The following is a 15,071-nucleotide window of genomic DNA, read 5'->3' as shown; positions in this document are numbered from 1 at the left end:
CAATATTCTATTAAGCTAAGGGTTTATCATGTCAGTAAGGCGTTTTTCTATTTTAGTTTTCAGCACGTTACTTATTATTTTTTTAGCCAGCACCGCCTCAAACATCTGGTCCCTTACGCGCAGTAACCAGTCTCTGGATAACGTCAACCGCGAAATTCGCGTGGTGCTGTCGGTTATCGATCCGATTAACCACAGCCGTACCCTGCGGGTGCGCGCCATGGAGGCGATGGAGGAGATACAGCGCGGCCGCACCGAACAGGCACAGCTTGCGCTTGAAGGCGCAAGGACGGTGCTGGGCAAGGCTAACGGCGCTTTCCAGGCCTATCTGCAGGCGCCGAAACAGCCCGGCGAACAGCCGCTCGCCGATGCGTATCAGGCCGCGTTTCTCGCCTATCGTGACCAGGGTTTGCAGCCGTTGCTTGATGCAGCGGCGGCCAATGATAGACAGCGCGTCAACGATCTGGTGACAATGACCATACCTGCGCTCGATCGCCAGTATGAAATTACGCTGGATAAACTCCTGGCCTTCCGCGAGCAGTATGCGCAGCAGCTCAACAAAGATGTGCAGTCCAGGTTTAGCTCCAGCCTGCTGCTCATTGCGGTATTTGCCGTGCTGTTTGTTGCCATTCTGGCAGGCGTTTTCATCCTACTGAAAACCCGCCTGATTAATGAATTAGACGCGGCTAAAAAGCACTGCAGCGAAATTGCCAGCGGCCAGTTACATACGCCGGTCGTGGCAAGAGCCAATGATGAGATCGGCGAAATGATGCGCACGCTGGAGAAAATGCGTCAGTCGCTTGCGCATATCATCGGCCAGGTACGCGAGTCCAGCCAGACGGTTGCCTACGCCTCTGAAGAGATTGCCGCCGGTAACACCGACCTCTCCTCCCGCACGGAAGAGCAGGCCGCATCGCTGGGTGAAACGGCTGCCAGCATGGAACAGTTGACGGTAACCGTAAGGCAAACCTCCGAGAACTCCCGTCAGGCAAACGCCCTGGCAGACGGGATGCTGATTGCAGCAAAAGACGGGAACGCTATTGTTGAAGAGGTTATCGATTCGATGCGCAATATCGAATCCAGCTCCGGCAAGATAGACAGCATCATCAGCATCATTGAAGACATTGCTTTCCAGACCAACATCCTGGCGCTGAATGCCGCGGTGGAAGCCGCGCGCGCCGGGGAGCAAGGACGAGGATTTGCCGTTGTCGCCTCAGAGGTGCGTAACCTTGCCCAGCGCTCTTCCGTGGCGGCAAAAGAGATCAAAGATCTGATTGAGCTCTCCGGCGAGCAGGTCAATCACGGCAGCTTGCTGGTCAATAAAGCCGGCGAGAGCATGCAGCGCATTTCCAAAGCCATCAAGGAGGTGACCTCGTTGATGGAGCATATCGCCGTCTCCACCCGCGAGCAAAGCACGGGCATTGAGCAGATTAACCAGGCTGTGGTGCAGATGGATGTCGTCACTCAGCAGAACGCGGCCTTAGTCGAAGAGGCCTCCGCGGCCGCAGTGTCGCTAAAAGAGCAGTCGCAGATGCTTAACGAAACGGTGGCAGTTTTCAAACTGGCATAACAGACTTCCCTCTCCGTAACAGAAATGGAGAGGAAGTATTTTCAGGCCACGGAGCTATCAGGGCAACGTACTCACGATACTGAACGTGAGTACGTCCGAAAGATTTAAGCGCTTGGGTCTTCCGCAGGCGCGGTTATGTCGTCAGGCTGGACTTCTTTAAAGGCAGGTTTGCTTTTGGTAACCGCGTATTCCACCGCCTTTGTATCACCGGCTGTGGTGGTGAGTTTCACCGGCTCCACGCTGACCTTGCCGATGAGTGATTTGGCATAACCGCCAATCTGGTAGGTTCCCTCAGGCAGGCGAAGCGCAACGCTTTCGCCCACTTTTAACGCTGCGGCATCTTTACCGTCGACGGTAACATACACCGTTGCGCCATCGTCGGTACGCGTCCACGCATGTTCAACGGTGACAAGGGTAGGACCGGTAGTAAAGTCCGCCGTCGGCTCCCCGGTGACGGGTTTTGCACAGCCAAAAAGAGAAAAAGCCGCGAGTGCGGTAAGGGTGAAACGATAACTCATTGATTAATTCCTGCGGGGGTTGGTTATTTTTCCGTCATCCAGCGCATGAAGCCCGTCGCCCCTTTTGCGCGGGTGATGTCGGCCTCAGCGGCTTCATGCTTACGGCTCAATGTTTCACAGCGCTGGCTATCGCTGAGCGCCTGATCCAGCGCAAAACGGAGCTGAGAAACCTCCACTTCAGCGCTTTCTTTAGCACGAGCGTAATTCTGCGCGGTTTCGGCCATCTCGTCCATAGCGCGTTGCAGAGTGAGAATTTTCTGGTCCAGCTCTGTTGCGGCAAGGCGGCTGGCCTGAAGGTCGTTGCGGTGTTCGTCGGCGCAGGCTTCCAGCAGTTTATTCTGCTGAGCCAGCTCGCTGAGCTCGTTCTTCAGCACGTTGATATAGATTTGATGCGCCTGTAGCGCCTGCTCATAGGCGACGCGTGCCGTATCGCTCTGCGCGCCCGTCTCCTGCAGCTGTTGTTTAAGATCTGCAATCTGATGCTGTAAGGCCTGTACCGTTTCGATCAGCGCATTGCCATTTTTGACCAAATCGCTGCGTAACATGCGCTGATTATCAATGTCCTGCTGCATAGTTTCATGCAGCTGAACGAGTTCGGCATGGTGCATCTCTTTCTGCGCGGTGAGCGTTTTTTGCAGATCAAGGATACGTTCGGAGAGCTGCTGATGCACCCTGCCATCCGGCGTCTGGCGAACCTGCTCTTCCATTTTGCGCTGCAGGGTTTCGCGCAGCAGGGCCAGCTCCTGATAATGGTGGTCACGTTCGCTTTCGAGATTCTTTTGCAGCCCGGCAATACGCGTTGAAAGGCGCTGAATTTCAGCTTGCGGCACGGTATTGAGCCGAGCCGCGGCCAGCTCGCTCTGCACTTCGGCCAGGCGTCTGAGCGTTTCGGGATTATCCTGATAAACCGTTTTCGTTTTGCTTTTATCGGCAACGGCTTTTAATTCGGCGCGTAGCTGCACGGCCTCGGCCTCGGCGGCTTTCAGCCGCGCCAGGATCCCCACGTCATGGCTGCCGAGCCGGCTGAGATTCACCCCGCACAGGGCCTGCTCGATTTCATACTGAATCTCAGCTTTGCTGCTGTTTTTCATACGATTGCATGCGCTGGCTAAAAAGCTGGCAGCCTCGTTGCTGTTGACGGTGCCAAAGGCCTTCTTAATCAGATTCTGGATCATGCTCACAGCAGTCTGTTCCTGTTGTTGGGTAATGGCGAATAGCCCGCGCCGCGTCCGAAAAATCGAATGAGTACCTTTTAGATATCGGTTAATTCGAAAATTTCTTTATTTATACAGCGGATTAGGGAATTCAGCCAGGGGGGCCGTTGTCTTTAAGATGGCCCCCTCACCCTTGCCCTCTCCTTTAGCCGAGGGTCTTTAACCTCAAAAAGTCGCCCAGTTATCGTCGTTTTCAACCGCCAGAGCCGGTTTTTGCTTCACAATTTTAGCCGCGGCAGGCTTCGCCGCCTGCGTCTGCGTCTGTAAACGGAAAATGCCCACGGCGGCGGTCAGGCGCTCTGCCTGCTCCTCCAGCGAGACGGCGGCGGCCGTGGCCTCTTCCACCAGCGAAGCGTTTTGCTGCGTCACGTTGTCCATTTCGTTAATAGCCTGCCCGACCTGCTGAATACCGCGGCTTTGTTCGTCGGAGGCGGCGGCGATTTCCAGCATGATATCCGTTACACGTTGTACCGCATCAACCAGCCCGCTCATGGTTTCACCCGCGTGGACCACCTGCTGAGAACCTGAATCAATTAAGGAAACGGATTCGCTAATCAGGCCCTCAATTTCTTTGGCGGCCTGGGCGCTGCGCTGCGCCAGGGTGCGCACTTCGCTTGCCACAACGGCAAATCCACGGCCCTGTTCCCCGGCGCGAGCGGCTTCCACCGCGGCATTAAGCGCCAGAATATTGGTCTGGAAAGCGATGCTGTTGATTACCGCGGTTATCTCAGAGATCTTTTTAGAGCTGCTGGAGATGTTATTCATGGTCTTCACGACGCCTGAAACAATGCGTCCGCCGTCGCTGGCTTTTTTCGATGCCTCTTCTGCCAGCTTGCTGGCATGGTGAGCGTTATCGGCATTCTGTTGTACCGTCGACGTTAGCTCTTCCATGCTGGCCGCCGTTTGCTCAATCGCCGCCGCCTGCTCTTCGGTGCGTGAAGAAAGATCCGTGTTGCCGGCGGAAATTTCACTGGTTCCATGATAAATGGCTTCGGCGCCTTCGCGCACCGAACCTACCGTTTTAACCAGCGCAGACTGCATAACCTGTAAATGCTGGCTCAGCTTGCCAATTTCGCTGCGCCCGCACGCCTGTTCCGGCAGCGTTAAGTCTCCGCCAGCAATGCGTTCGATACGCGTTGCTGCCTCCTGCAATGGCCCAATCACGATGCGGCGCAGCAGCACGAAAGTAATGATGGTCATAAACAACGCCACGGCAAAGGCGCCGGCCATGATCATCACGCTCAGCCGCGTGCGCGCCTGTGCTTCGGCCCGTAATGCCGTTGCTCTTTCAGTGCGGATAGCGATGGCTTTCAGCAATACAGTGTTGTAATCAGAGTCGAGTTTGCGCGCTTCTTCGTTCTCATGCCTGATAATCGCCTCGAACATGCCGTTTTTGGCAAATTTAATCATCGGCAGCAAGCCCTTAGTGATATAGGCATCAAAATGGCTGCGTAAATCCGCGTCCAGCGCCTCATCCGCCGGGGTTTTTACCCGCCGGTTCATATACGAGTTAAACCCGTCCTGCGCTTGCTTAATACGTTTTTCCGCTTCAGCGACATTAATTTTGCTATCTTCCATATCGCCTACGCGCACCGCTGAACCCGCATGAATAATGTTCAGGCGCGCCGTGCGCAGATGGTTTGAACTGTTCGAAATGCCCATGCGAACCTGAATTTCTTCGGTGACGTCCTGCAACGCCTTATCGCTCTGGATCAGGAAATAGCTCGCCAGCGCGATGCATAAGGCAAATAAAACCAGGATCCCACCAAGAATGGCGCTAAACAGCGGGACCAGGCGGATGTGATGCCAGAAATTTACTCTGCCATGCTGGTTGAGGGTTTTTGTGGCCATATCCTTGGATTCTCTTAAGAGGAAAGATGTGTAGAAACGTCATCGGCAAGGGAACCCAAACCCTTATCCCTGAAATACAAAACTGTGGCCTGCGTAGCAAATAACCTGCGGAAAGTTAAGTAGATCACACATTCAGCAGGCGCTTCAACGTTAAGGGGTGCCGTAACCTGACAAATCGGCTCCGCTTAGCCGTCAGCGCCTTTAAAATAACTTCTTACGTTCCGCACGCAGCGAATTTATCCGGCACGGATAAACCGCCGGAAATAAGAGAAGCCAGCGCAAACAGATATATTCATCAACCTTACCGCTCGTTAATTGAATTAATAGCGGCCATCCCGCCCGAAATAAGACACTTGCTAAAGATATTCTGCGGCGCATTTAGCCGCTGCAGGCGCCGTGATTGACAGTTATGAAGGGATCAAGTAAACCATTGCTCACAAAAAAAGGCGGGGCAAAATGACCCCGGTCGCTTATTAAATGCGCGATTCAGGTTAAGGAAGCAAAGGATGAAATGTATTACCTGCGATAACGAGGCGTTATCAGATTCTGATAGCTGCGGCGAGTGCGAGCGTAAGGCTCTCAGTAAAATCGGCGGCTTACTGTGGGTGCCCGCGTTCGGGCTGGTGGCAGGTCTGGTAATGTACCTGGTCTCCATCACCAACCTTATCCAGATTATTGCGCCAGTCCGGCAGAATGTGCCGCAAATTATGCCGCTGATTGTTTTTGAGCTGGCTGGGCAAATTGTTCTGGCCCTGCTGGCTCTCTATACCGCCGTCCTGTTCTTTAGCCGCCGCAGACGCGCGGTGGCGACTTATGTTTGCCTGCTGTTATCGATAGTGCTTTACCGGATAACAGATACGTATATCGCTATCGAGCATTTTAATATTGGACCGCATATTACTAACTACGGACAAATTATGCCGTCGATTTTGGGCGCGCTTATCTGGGTGCCTTATTTCCTGAGGTCCGTTCGCGTTAAGCGGACTTTCGTCAGGTAAATTCACCGTTAAAGGGCGGCGCCCACGCATGCTTGCCCTGCGTACGGGTACTCTTTTTGTTAAACAGGAGTAAACTTGGTGTAACTATTTGCGCAACAAGACCTTGTAAGATGAAATTTAAACCAGCCATTAAGCCCTATCGCGCCGCTGCCGGCGGCTGGGGCTCGCTCGAAGCCACCACTCGTTTTGTTATCGACAGCAAACACGCCCTGAAAAATTTGCGCAACCTGATGCGCATGAACAAAGCCCGGGGTTTTGACTGCCCGGGATGCGCCTGGGGCGATGATAATAAAAGCACCTTCAGCTTCTGCGAAAACGGCGCCAAAGCCGTGACCTGGGAAGCAACACGACGCTTTATCGACAGGCGTTTTTTTGCCCGGCACAGCGTCTCAACCCTCTATAAGCAGAGCGACTATTTCCTTGAATATCAGGGGCGGCTGACCGAGCCCTTGCGCTACAACGCCCAAACAGACCACTACGAACCGATAAGCTGGGACGATGCCCTGGCGCTGATTGCGCAACATATCCACGCGCTGGAAAACCCGGATCAGATGGAGCTGTACACCTCCGGACGGGCCAGCAACGAAGCATCTTATCTTTATCAACTGTTCGGGCGCATGGTCGGCACCAATAACTTCCCGGACTGCTCGAATATGTGCCACGAAGCCAGCGGCAGCGGCCTGAAACGCAGCATCGGCGTGGGTAAAGGTACCATTCATCTCAATGATTTTGATAAAGCTGACGCTATCTTTGTGTTCGGGCAGAATCCCGGCACCAACCACCCACGCATGCTCCACAGCCTGCGCCACGCCGCTGAAAACGGTGCGCAAATCGTTACCTTTAACACGCTGCGTGAGCGCGGCCTGGAGCGTTTTGCCGATCCGCAAAAGCCGCTGGAGGTGATCACCCCGCTTGCGGGCAGCATCAGCACCAATTATTACCAGCCGAACCTCGGCGGAGATATGGCAGCCGTGCGTGGCATGGCGAAAGCGCTGCTGGAAACCCATCGCGACCAGCTTGCGCGCGGCGAAAAAGGAATTTTTGATAAGCAGTTTATCGCTGAGCACACTCATGGCATAGACGACTGGTTTGCTGAAATCGATAGCACAAGCTGGCAGCATATTACCCGCCAGTCCGGCTTAAGCGAGCAGCAGCTGCGCGATGCCGCCGCTATCTGGCAGCATGCCGAGCGCGTTATTTGCACCTGGGCGATGGGTATCACGCAGCACAAACATTCAGTGAATACGGTTCGTGAGATAGTCAACCTGCAGCTGTTGGGCGGCCACCTTGGCAAGCCAGGCGCGGGACTTTGCCCGGTACGCGGACACAGCAACGTGCAGGGCAACCGCACGATGGGCATTGATGAGAAACCGCCGGCCGCCCTGCTTGACAGCCTGGGCGCGCATTTTGAATTTGAACCCCCGCGTCGGGCCGGGCATAACACGGTCGAGGCGCTGGCGGCCATGCTACGCGACGAAATCAGGGTGCTGATTGCGCTGGGCGGCAACCTGGCCGCCGCCGCGCCGGACAGCCCCCGAACAGAAGAGGCGCTGCGTCGTTGCGGCCTGACGGTGCATATCAGCACCAAGCTTAACCGCAGCCACCTGGTGCCGGGCAAGGATGGGTTGATTTTACCAACTCTCGGCCGCACCGAGGCGGATATGCAGGCCACGGGCCGCCAGTTTATTACCGTTGAAGACTCCTTCAGCATGGTGCATGCCTCCGAAGGGCCAGGTAACCCTGTTGCCGACACCCAGCGTTCTGAACCCGCCATTGTGGCGGGCATTGCCGATGCCGTTTTGGGGAAAGAAAAACTTAACTGGCCGGCGCTCGCCGATGATTACAGCCTGATCCGCAATCATATCGCCGCCACAATTCCGGGCTTTCGCAACTTCAATCAGCTGTGCGAAAAACCGGGCGGCTTTTATCTCGGCAACGCCGCGGCACAGCTACGTTTCAACACGCCGACCGGCAAGGCGGAATTCAGCGCGGCGCCGCTTCCTGTTTCGTTATTTGGCGATCTGGACGCGCCTTTTGCCTTGCAAACGCTGCGTTCCCACGATCAGTACAACACCACAATTTATGGCCTCGACGACCGCTATCGCGGGATCTATGGCCAGCGCGAAGTGCTGTTTATCCATCCCGACGATATGATCGCGCAGGGTTTGCAGGCAGGCGACCTGGTGGATATCGAAACGGTGTGGAACGATGGCATTACGCGCAAAGTCAGCGGATTCAAAGTTGTGCCTTACAATATCCCACGCGGCAACCTGGCGGCCTACTACCCGGAAACGAACCCGTTGGTTCCTCTTGCAAGCGTGGGAGATGGTACGGGCACGCCGACGTCAAAATCGGTGCCGGTAAAAATCAGCCCCACGATCTCTCTACCAACCCATCGTATTGCGTAAACACCTCTTTCCTTCGTTGTTTGTCCTCAGAAAACAGGCAACGAAGGGGCTTTTATTGCTGGCTGGCCCGCAGTAAAGCTAAAGGCGTTCGCCTTCACGGCATTAATAACTAAACATATTTCACACTGCAGAATAAACGCCCGATTTATTTCTGAAACTGGCAAAAGGATTTTAATAACTTAATTCGCATAAAAAATTAAAAATGCAGCGCGTTTCACAAATAGCGTTATTATCCTCTGCTATTCTCTGTTTCCCTACCGAGATAAAAGAAAGGACGAGAGGATGAGAAAAAAGCTTTGTCTGGCGTTGCTGGCTGTAAGCTGTATGTCAATGAACGCGCTGGCTGCCGAAAAACTGGTCGGAAATGAAATACTTGCTGTTCAGCAAGGCGGCATTACTGATAAAATTTATACGCAAAAAAAACCTCATCTTCGGGTGGCGACATACAACATCGGTAAAAACGAGGTCTCCGCGGATATAGCTGATTTTTCAACATTAAACGCGGCGATAAAAAAGATCGACGCGGATATTATCGCTATTCCTGAGATTGACAATAAAACCGCGCGCAGTAAAAAAATCGATCAGCTTAAAACGCTCGCTGAAGCTAACGGGCTGCATTACGCTTTCGGCAAGGCGCTGAATTTCGACGGTGGGGAATACGGGCTGGGGCTTCTTTCCAGATATCCCGTAGCGCATTTTCAGGTCATAAACCTGCCTTCAGGGGAGGCTGAACAACGCGTCGTACTGCTTGCGCAAATTGCGGTTCCCGGTTTTGATTCGCCGGTCGTCGTGATGGTGACTCACCTGGACTGGCAGAAGGATCCCGCCGTACGTCTGGCGCAGGTTCGCCATATTCTTGATGTCGGCATTGGCGACGCGCCATCTGACTTCAAGGATATCGCCTCTTCCGTGAAAATCCTTGCCGGGGATTTCAACTCAACCAGCGATGAACAGCCCGTCAAAGAACTAGGTTTCTTCTGGAACCTTGTAAATAAAGACGGAACGGATTTACGCTCCTGGCCCGCGATAAACCCGGCTATCGATATCGACCATATATTCACTTTTAAAGGCCAGAAATGGAATGTGAATAAGCTGGTCATTCCCCATGACGACAAAAGCTTTACCTGGTCTGCCGCAAGCGATCATCTCCCGGTGATTGCCGACCTTGAGCTAACGGAACAGTAGCCTCCAGGCTCACCATTATCTTCCTCCGACCGGGTGGCGTTTTGCTTACCCGCCCTATGCCTGAAACGTAGGGTGGATAAGCGCCAGCGTCATCCACCTTTTTTATTCATCTTCTTTCCGGGACAAACTTTTCCGCCCGCGTTGCGAACGGATTAAGCTTTTCCCGATAAGGCTTAAATCTTACCTAAAAAATCACGCTTCCCTAACGGCACGCCAGCCTGACGCAGGATGCCGTAGGCGGTGGTGAAGTGGAAATAAAAGTTCGGCACCGCAAAGCTCAGCACAAAGCTACGGGCGGTAAATTTCAGCTCGTGTTCACGGGCTTTAACCACAATCTGACGCTCATCGTCACCGTCGAACTGCGCATCCTTAACGCTTTCCATCCAGGCGATGGTTACGGCGATCCTTGTCTGCAACTCAGCAATAGTTATTTCGGTATCGTCCATGACCGGTGCTTCAGTACCGGCCAGACGCGCCACCGCACGTTTTGCCATATCGCAGGTAACCTGCACCTGGCGCGCCAGCGGGAACATATCGTCCGCCAGTTTCGCGTCAAGCAAAGCAGCTTCGCTGGTATTGTTTCCCTTTGCCCATTCGGCGGCTTTTTCAAGAATGGCGCTCAGATTGTGCAGTCCATGGACGAACTGCGCCCGGGTTTCGCTATACAGTGACATTGCTGATTCCTTAATTATTACAATCAAATGGGTGATTATTTAACGGTACGTTAGCTTCAGTTCTGCTTCGCAGAAGCTAGCATTGAGGTTTATTCGCCTGGTTTAACCTGGCAACGCGCTTGCTGAGGCGTTTTCTTACTGAACTACGATGCCGAAAATGGCGTTTAATTTGCGTTTGCCCAGCCCGGTAAAATGCAGTTCACGGCTCACCAGATCCCGTGTCACCCAGCGCTGTAATTCACAGGTATGTAACAGAGCTTTGCCAAGCACGCCGCCAAGATGCTCGCGGCGTTCGCTCCAGTCCAGGCATCCGCAGGCCAGGCTTCGGCGTGAGGAGCCTGCTTCGGCGTTTATTCCCAGCCGTTGACACTGCGCTCGCCCTTCCGCCGTTAACGCGTAATCCTTACCTTCGAGCCAGCCAAGCGTAAATAACCGGTCATGCAGCTCAACGGCAACTTCCCCGGCCATATGGTCATAGCAGGTTCTTGCGTAACGCAGATTATCGGGCGTCCTGCTGCGCAACGTGGCGCGATCGACGTTGAGCAGGCCCATCAATCCTTCCAGCGCCCCGGCGATCTGGCTGCTCTGCAGACGATAGTAGCGATGGCGCCCCTGCTGAACGCAGTCGATAAGCGCCTGATCCATCAGTTTTGCCAGATGGCTGCTGGCGGTAGAAGGCGCAACCTCGGCCAGCACGCTCAGCTCCGTTGCGGTCCAGGCGCGTCCGTCCATCAGCGCGCACAGCATGCGGGCGCGGGTTCTGTCGGCGATGGCGGAAGCCACCGCAGCAAGATGAGTTTCGAGAAAATTGTTATCCATATTTCGATGGTCAGCGAAGCATCCGGTCAGGCAACGCATTAAGGTGATTTTACTTACAGTAAAGGAGCGACACCGATGATTGCCGTAATTTTTGAAGCGCAGCCTGCACCGGGTAAACAGGCCGAATATTTAGATCTGGCCTCTGAACTTAAACCGAAGCTTAGCCAAATAGAAGGATTTATTTCTGTCGAACGGTTTCAAAGCCTGAGCGCGTCCGGCAAGCTGCTGTCGCTTTCGTTCTGGCGTGATGAAGCAGCGGTAAAAGAGTGGCGCAACACTGAGTTACATCGTGCGGCACAAAATGCAGGTCGCGAAGGCGTATTTGAGCATTACCGCCTGTGTATCGCTCACGTGCTGCGCGATTACGGCATGACCGAACGAGAGGAAGCCCCGCAGGACAGCGTTGAGGCACACAAAAATGCCTGACTCAACGCTGTGGATCGGCTGCGCCATTGTCGCCACTTTTATGCTGGCTGGTCTGGTGAAAGGGGTAACGGGCATGGGTTTGCCGACGGTCGCCATGGGCGTTCTCGGCTCGCTGATTTCGCCGGTTGCGGCGGCGGGCATGCTGCTGCTGCCCTCCTTTCTGACTAACCTTTTCCAGCTTTATGAAGGCGACAGCCTGAAGCCGCTGCTCCGGCGCCTGTGGCCCATGATGTTGACGATTGTTATTGGCACCGCCTGCAGCAGCGTATGGCTCGCTTCAGGCAACGGCCTCGTCACAACCCTCGCGCTTGGTGTGGCGCTGATTGTTTATGCTTTGTGGACGCTGCTGGCTCGTCCTTTTAGGATTCCCGCACGCCATGAGCGGTGGCTTTCTCCGCTGGTGGGTCTGCTCACCGGTTTACTGACCGGCGGCACCGGCGTATTCGTCATCCCGGCGGTGCCCTATATCCAGTCGCTGGGATTTGAACGCGACGAGTTAGTGCAGGCGCTCGGTTTATCCTTCACCTTTTCCACTCTCGCGCTGGCGGGCGGGTTGTGGTGGCATGGCGCGCTGCAAAATATCGCCCCGGCGACGTCAGCAATGGCCGTTGCCGCCGCGTTAGCAGGCCTGTTTGCCGGACAGCGCATCCGTAAACGCATCAGCCCGCCAGCCTTCAAACGCGGCTTTCTGATCTGCCTGATTCTACTGGGTAGCGACATGGTGCTGCGCGCCGCGCTGTAATCAGGCGAAACTAAACCCCTCGTCAGCCCAGCCGGTTATGCCGCCGATCATAATTTTAACCGGGCGCCCCATACGCGCCAGCTTCAGTGCCGCCCGGTCCGCCCCGTTGCAGTGCGGACCGGCGCAGTACACCACAAACAGCGTATCGGCTGGCCATTCGGCCATGCGCTCCGCGTTAATATCACGGTGCCGCAGGTGCAAAGCGCCTGGAATATGCCGACGAGCGAAAGCTTCCGGCGCTCCCACCACGTGCAGCAGCACAAAGTCCATTTCCCCTTCTTTCATCGCGGAGTGAACGTCGTCGCAGTCCGTTTCAAGGCTGAGGCGCTGCAAAAAATGGGCGGCGGCAATTTCTGGCGCGGCGGCCGGGTATTCAGATACGTAGCTCATAGACTCTCCTTTTTGGGTGAGGCTTCACTATAAGGCCGTAGCGCTGGCTTGACAGGTGGCAGGAATGACGGATAGCGTGAAGATCATGACAATCGATCCCGCAGGTAATCCCTTGAAGAACCCCTTAGTGGTTGCTTTGGCCTATGATGGCCTGTGCACCTTTGAATTTGGCGTTGCCGTGGAGGTCTTCGGGCTCGCTCGTCCGGAGATGGGCGACGACTGGTATCGTTTCGCCGTGGCGGGCATCGATAAGGGCGAGCTTCGCGCAACCGGCGGGATTCGCCTGGCGGTAGACGGCGGGCTTGAGCTGCTGGCGCAGGCCGGGACAATCATTGTGCCGGGCTGGCGAGGTGCGGATGCGCCGGTACCCGTTGAGCTATGCAACGCGCTGGCCGCCGCCCACCTTCGCGGCGCGAGGATTATGTCTATCTGCTCGGGCGTGTTCGTGCTGGCGGCCGCCGGACTGCTCGGTAACCGGCAGGCCACGACGCACTGGCGTTATACCGATTTACTTCAGCAGCGCTATCCGGACATCCAGGTGACGCCAGACGTTTTATATATCGATAATGGCAATATTCTGACCTCCGCAGGCAGCGCGGCGGGCATCGATCTCTGCCTGCATCTGGTAAGACGCGATTACGGCAGCGCCGCGGCCAATAGCGTCGCGCGCCGGCTGGTCGTTCCGCCCCACCGCGACGGCGGTCAGGCGCAGTTCATCGCCCAGGCCGTACCGGTTACCTATGAGAGCCATCGGTTAAGCCCGCTCTTCGATTATCTCCATGCCAGCCTCGATAAAGAGCACAGCGTGGCAACGCTTGCAAAATTTGTCGGCATGAGCCCGCGCACTTTTCTGCGGCGCTTCGCAGCCGCGACCGGCACCACACCCGCCAGATGGTTATTAACCGCCCGCTTAGCCAGAAGCCGGGATTTACTGGAGAACAGCGCTCTGTCCATTGAGAAGATTGCCCAGCTGGCTGGTTTTGGCAGCGCGGCCACCTTACGCCACCATTTCCGCCAACAGCTTGCCACCACGCCGGCAACTTACCGTAAAACCTTTACCTCGCAAGGCTAATAATTTACTACCGGTTAGACCTTGTTTAACTTACGTCCACTATAATGCTCTCACTCTGATGAGAAAATTTCACTTAACGAGAGGTATTTCTATCGAAATGCGCAACAACGAGGGCTAATTATGCTGGGAAATATGAACGTATTTATCGCAGTGCTGGGATTTATTGTTTTTTCCGGGTTTCTTGCTGCTTACTTAAGCCATAAATGGGATGACTGATGAACGGCGATCACCCCCCACCAACCGTGCCCCTCGCAGATGCAAATCTCGGGGGGCATTTTTTTCGCGCCTTAACCCTGCGGATAAAAAAAACCGCCACTCTGGGTGACGGTTCAAAGCTGCATGGATAGGTTTTTATTATTCGTGCGACCCCGCAGATAATGATGTTTATTTTTGCGCAGATCCCACCAGCCGCCAAAATAGCCTTCTCTGGTTCAACCCCGCTTAAACAAGCCCGCAAATTATGTTTTTTAGCTAACTTGTGATGAGCGCCATTCGCAGCCATTCTTATCGTGTTACGTTTGTACATCATTCGACAGACTCTTTTGGGTGATGATAGGTGTAGTGCGCTACTACAAAAATATCTACAAGTGGAGAAGTTATGCGTAAGTCGAAAGTTGTGTTGCTCTCAGCCCTGTTAATGGGGCTGCCCGTCGCTTTTTCAGCACAGGCTTATAGTGAACCCGCGCCTGCCGCCCCGCAAAGCAATGCCAACACCTCGTATGAGCTTAAAGAGTTCTACGCCGACTATAAGCACTTTGCTATTGGCGACATTGCGCCCGATCTCTATCGCACCAAACAGTATCAGATTGACGCCTGGAAAATCCGGCATCTTCCGGCGCCCGAAGCAGGAAGCCACTGGACCTATATGGGCGGCAACTATGTGCTGATTACCGACGCCGAAGGCAAGATCCTCCGCGCGATGAAGGGCGATATTTTTTACGCGCATTGATACGGCTGATAGCGTCAGGCTGAAAATAAAAACCACTGCTTTATTTATATTGCGGTGGTTTTTATTTTTTATAACCAAAAAACAGTTCAGGCTTAATAAACAAACAATAGTGAAGAAAATGTGAAGGCGATATTTTTGAGTTTATTCTGGTAGTTTGAAATTACCGGTTATCGATAATTACCCACAGGTTAATAGTGAAACGGTAATAGACGATGAAAAAAATCTTATTAGTTCTGACCAGCCTGGCGATAGTCTTTT

At 54.3% G+C, this 15,071-nt stretch carries 15 protein-coding genes; 9 read left to right on the top strand and 6 right to left on the bottom strand.

Features of this window, described 5'->3' with window-relative positions:
* The first annotated feature begins 28 nt into the window (after positions 1-28).
* The gene (locus tag WLO31_RS09525; RefSeq protein ID WP_435930204.1) at positions 29-1,567 is read left to right on the top strand and encodes a methyl-accepting chemotaxis protein; all 1,539 of its coding nucleotides are present in this window, start codon (positions 29-31) and stop codon (positions 1,565-1,567) included.
* Between the two features lie 104 nt (positions 1,568-1,671).
* Here the strand turns inward: WLO31_RS09525 and WLO31_RS09520 are convergent, their stop codons facing one another.
* The 3 genes from WLO31_RS09520 to WLO31_RS09510 form a co-directional block, all read right to left on the bottom strand.
* A complete protein-coding gene (locus tag WLO31_RS09520; protein ID WP_435930203.1) occupies positions 1,672-2,085 on the bottom strand; it encodes a hypothetical protein in 414 nt (137 codons plus the stop codon).
* A 23-nt stretch (positions 2,086-2,108) separates the two neighbouring features.
* A complete protein-coding gene (locus WLO31_RS09515) occupies positions 2,109-3,260 on the bottom strand; it encodes a hypothetical protein (protein ID WP_435930572.1) in 1,152 nt (383 codons plus the stop codon).
* A gap of 204 nt (positions 3,261-3,464) precedes the next feature.
* Positions 3,465-5,150, bottom strand: coding sequence for a methyl-accepting chemotaxis protein (locus WLO31_RS09510; RefSeq protein WP_435930201.1), 1,686 nt, complete (start codon positions 5,148-5,150; stop codon positions 3,465-3,467).
* 506 nt (positions 5,151-5,656) lie between these two features.
* Between WLO31_RS09510 and WLO31_RS09505 the strand changes: the two genes are divergently transcribed.
* The 3 genes from WLO31_RS09505 to WLO31_RS09495 all read left to right on the top strand — a co-directional run bounded on the left by WLO31_RS09505 (position 5,657) and on the right by WLO31_RS09495 (position 9,741).
* Positions 5,657-6,148: a DUF2569 domain-containing protein gene (locus WLO31_RS09505; RefSeq protein ID WP_435930200.1), complete on the top strand. Its 492-nt coding sequence runs from the start codon at positions 5,657-5,659 to the stop codon at positions 6,146-6,148.
* A gap of 110 nt (positions 6,149-6,258) precedes the next feature.
* Positions 6,259-8,556: an FdhF/YdeP family oxidoreductase gene (locus WLO31_RS09500; protein ID WP_435930198.1), complete on the top strand. Its 2,298-nt coding sequence runs from the start codon at positions 6,259-6,261 to the stop codon at positions 8,554-8,556.
* 282 nt (positions 8,557-8,838) lie between these two features.
* Positions 8,839-9,741, top strand: coding sequence for an endonuclease/exonuclease/phosphatase family protein (locus WLO31_RS09495; protein ID WP_435930197.1), 903 nt, complete (start codon positions 8,839-8,841; stop codon positions 9,739-9,741).
* A gap of 173 nt (positions 9,742-9,914) precedes the next feature.
* Here the strand turns inward: WLO31_RS09495 and WLO31_RS09490 are convergent, their stop codons facing one another.
* Both WLO31_RS09490 and WLO31_RS09485 read right to left on the bottom strand, forming a co-directional pair.
* Entirely contained in the window at positions 9,915-10,415 is a 501-nt protein-coding gene (locus WLO31_RS09490) for a DUF1993 domain-containing protein (protein WP_435930196.1), read from the bottom strand.
* Positions 10,416-10,550: 135 nt separating this feature from the next.
* On the bottom strand, positions 10,551-11,234 hold the full coding sequence (locus WLO31_RS09485; protein ID WP_435930195.1) for an ArsR/SmtB family transcription factor: 684 nt from the start codon (positions 11,232-11,234) through the stop codon (positions 10,551-10,553).
* Positions 11,235-11,309: 75 nt separating this feature from the next.
* Between WLO31_RS09485 and WLO31_RS09480 the strand changes: the two genes are divergently transcribed.
* Positions 11,310-11,660 carry an antibiotic biosynthesis monooxygenase family protein gene (locus tag WLO31_RS09480; RefSeq protein WP_435930194.1) on the top strand — a complete coding sequence of 117 codons (351 nt, stop codon included), beginning with the start codon at positions 11,310-11,312 and terminating at the stop codon, positions 11,658-11,660.
* Entirely contained in the window at positions 11,653-12,402 is a 750-nt protein-coding gene (locus WLO31_RS09475; RefSeq protein ID WP_435930193.1) for a sulfite exporter TauE/SafE family protein, read from the top strand. Before WLO31_RS09480 ends, WLO31_RS09475 begins: the two co-directional genes overlap by 8 nt.
* Here WLO31_RS09475 and WLO31_RS09470 read toward each other — a convergent pair whose 3' ends face one another.
* Positions 12,403-12,792 (bottom strand): rhodanese-like domain-containing protein, encoded by a 390-nt coding sequence (locus WLO31_RS09470; RefSeq protein WP_435930192.1) that lies wholly within the window; start codon positions 12,790-12,792, stop codon positions 12,403-12,405. It abuts the gene before it with no gap.
* A gap of 64 nt (positions 12,793-12,856) precedes the next feature.
* Here WLO31_RS09470 and ftrA point away from each other — a divergent pair, with 64 nt between their 5' ends.
* From ftrA to WLO31_RS09455, 3 genes are all read left to right on the top strand, one after another.
* The gene (ftrA, locus tag WLO31_RS09465; RefSeq protein ID WP_435930191.1) at positions 12,857-13,864 is read left to right on the top strand and encodes a transcriptional regulator FtrA; all 1,008 of its coding nucleotides are present in this window, start codon (positions 12,857-12,859) and stop codon (positions 13,862-13,864) included.
* Positions 13,865-13,984: 120 nt separating this feature from the next.
* Complete coding sequence (gene mgtS, locus WLO31_RS09460) at positions 13,985-14,080, top strand: protein MgtS (protein ID WP_167606446.1); 96 nt, start codon at positions 13,985-13,987, stop codon at positions 14,078-14,080.
* Positions 14,081-14,462: 382 nt separating this feature from the next.
* On the top strand, positions 14,463-14,813 hold the full coding sequence (locus WLO31_RS09455) for an RcnB family protein (RefSeq protein WP_435930190.1): 351 nt from the start codon (positions 14,463-14,465) through the stop codon (positions 14,811-14,813).
* Positions 14,814-15,071 lie beyond the last annotated feature (258 nt).

Source organism: Dryocola sharpae (assembly GCF_051307055.1).
Lineage (GTDB): Bacteria > Pseudomonadota > Gammaproteobacteria > Enterobacterales > Enterobacteriaceae > Dryocola.
The sequence above is the reverse complement of the archived record's forward strand: the minus strand, read 5'-3'. Positions and strand labels throughout refer to the sequence as shown.

Coding starts and splice junctions, on each gene's coding strand:
- WLO31_RS09515 (WP_435930572.1), bottom strand. CDS start 3,260: ATGATCCAGAATCTGATTAAGAAGGCCTTTGGCACCGTCAACAGCAAC.
- WLO31_RS09470 (WP_435930192.1), bottom strand. CDS start 12,792: ATGAGCTACGTATCTGAATACCCGGCCGCCGCGCCAGAAATTGCCGCC.
- WLO31_RS09475 (WP_435930193.1), top strand. CDS start 11,653: ATGCCTGACTCAACGCTGTGGATCGGCTGCGCCATTGTCGCCACTTTT.
- WLO31_RS09520 (WP_435930203.1), bottom strand. CDS start 2,085: ATGAGTTATCGTTTCACCCTTACCGCACTCGCGGCTTTTTCTCTTTTT.
- WLO31_RS09525 (WP_435930204.1), top strand. CDS start 29: ATGTCAGTAAGGCGTTTTTCTATTTTAGTTTTCAGCACGTTACTTATT.
- ftrA (WP_435930191.1), top strand. CDS start 12,857: ATGACGGATAGCGTGAAGATCATGACAATCGATCCCGCAGGTAATCCC.
- WLO31_RS09495 (WP_435930197.1), top strand. CDS start 8,839: ATGAGAAAAAAGCTTTGTCTGGCGTTGCTGGCTGTAAGCTGTATGTCA.
- mgtS (WP_167606446.1), top strand. CDS start 13,985: ATGCTGGGAAATATGAACGTATTTATCGCAGTGCTGGGATTTATTGTT.
- WLO31_RS09455 (WP_435930190.1), top strand. CDS start 14,463: ATGCGTAAGTCGAAAGTTGTGTTGCTCTCAGCCCTGTTAATGGGGCTG.
- WLO31_RS09485 (WP_435930195.1), bottom strand. CDS start 11,234: ATGGATAACAATTTTCTCGAAACTCATCTTGCTGCGGTGGCTTCCGCC.
- WLO31_RS09490 (WP_435930196.1), bottom strand. CDS start 10,415: ATGTCACTGTATAGCGAAACCCGGGCGCAGTTCGTCCATGGACTGCAC.
- WLO31_RS09480 (WP_435930194.1), top strand. CDS start 11,310: ATGATTGCCGTAATTTTTGAAGCGCAGCCTGCACCGGGTAAACAGGCC.
- WLO31_RS09510 (WP_435930201.1), bottom strand. CDS start 5,150: ATGGCCACAAAAACCCTCAACCAGCATGGCAGAGTAAATTTCTGGCAT.
- WLO31_RS09500 (WP_435930198.1), top strand. CDS start 6,259: ATGAAATTTAAACCAGCCATTAAGCCCTATCGCGCCGCTGCCGGCGGC.
- WLO31_RS09505 (WP_435930200.1), top strand. CDS start 5,657: ATGAAATGTATTACCTGCGATAACGAGGCGTTATCAGATTCTGATAGC.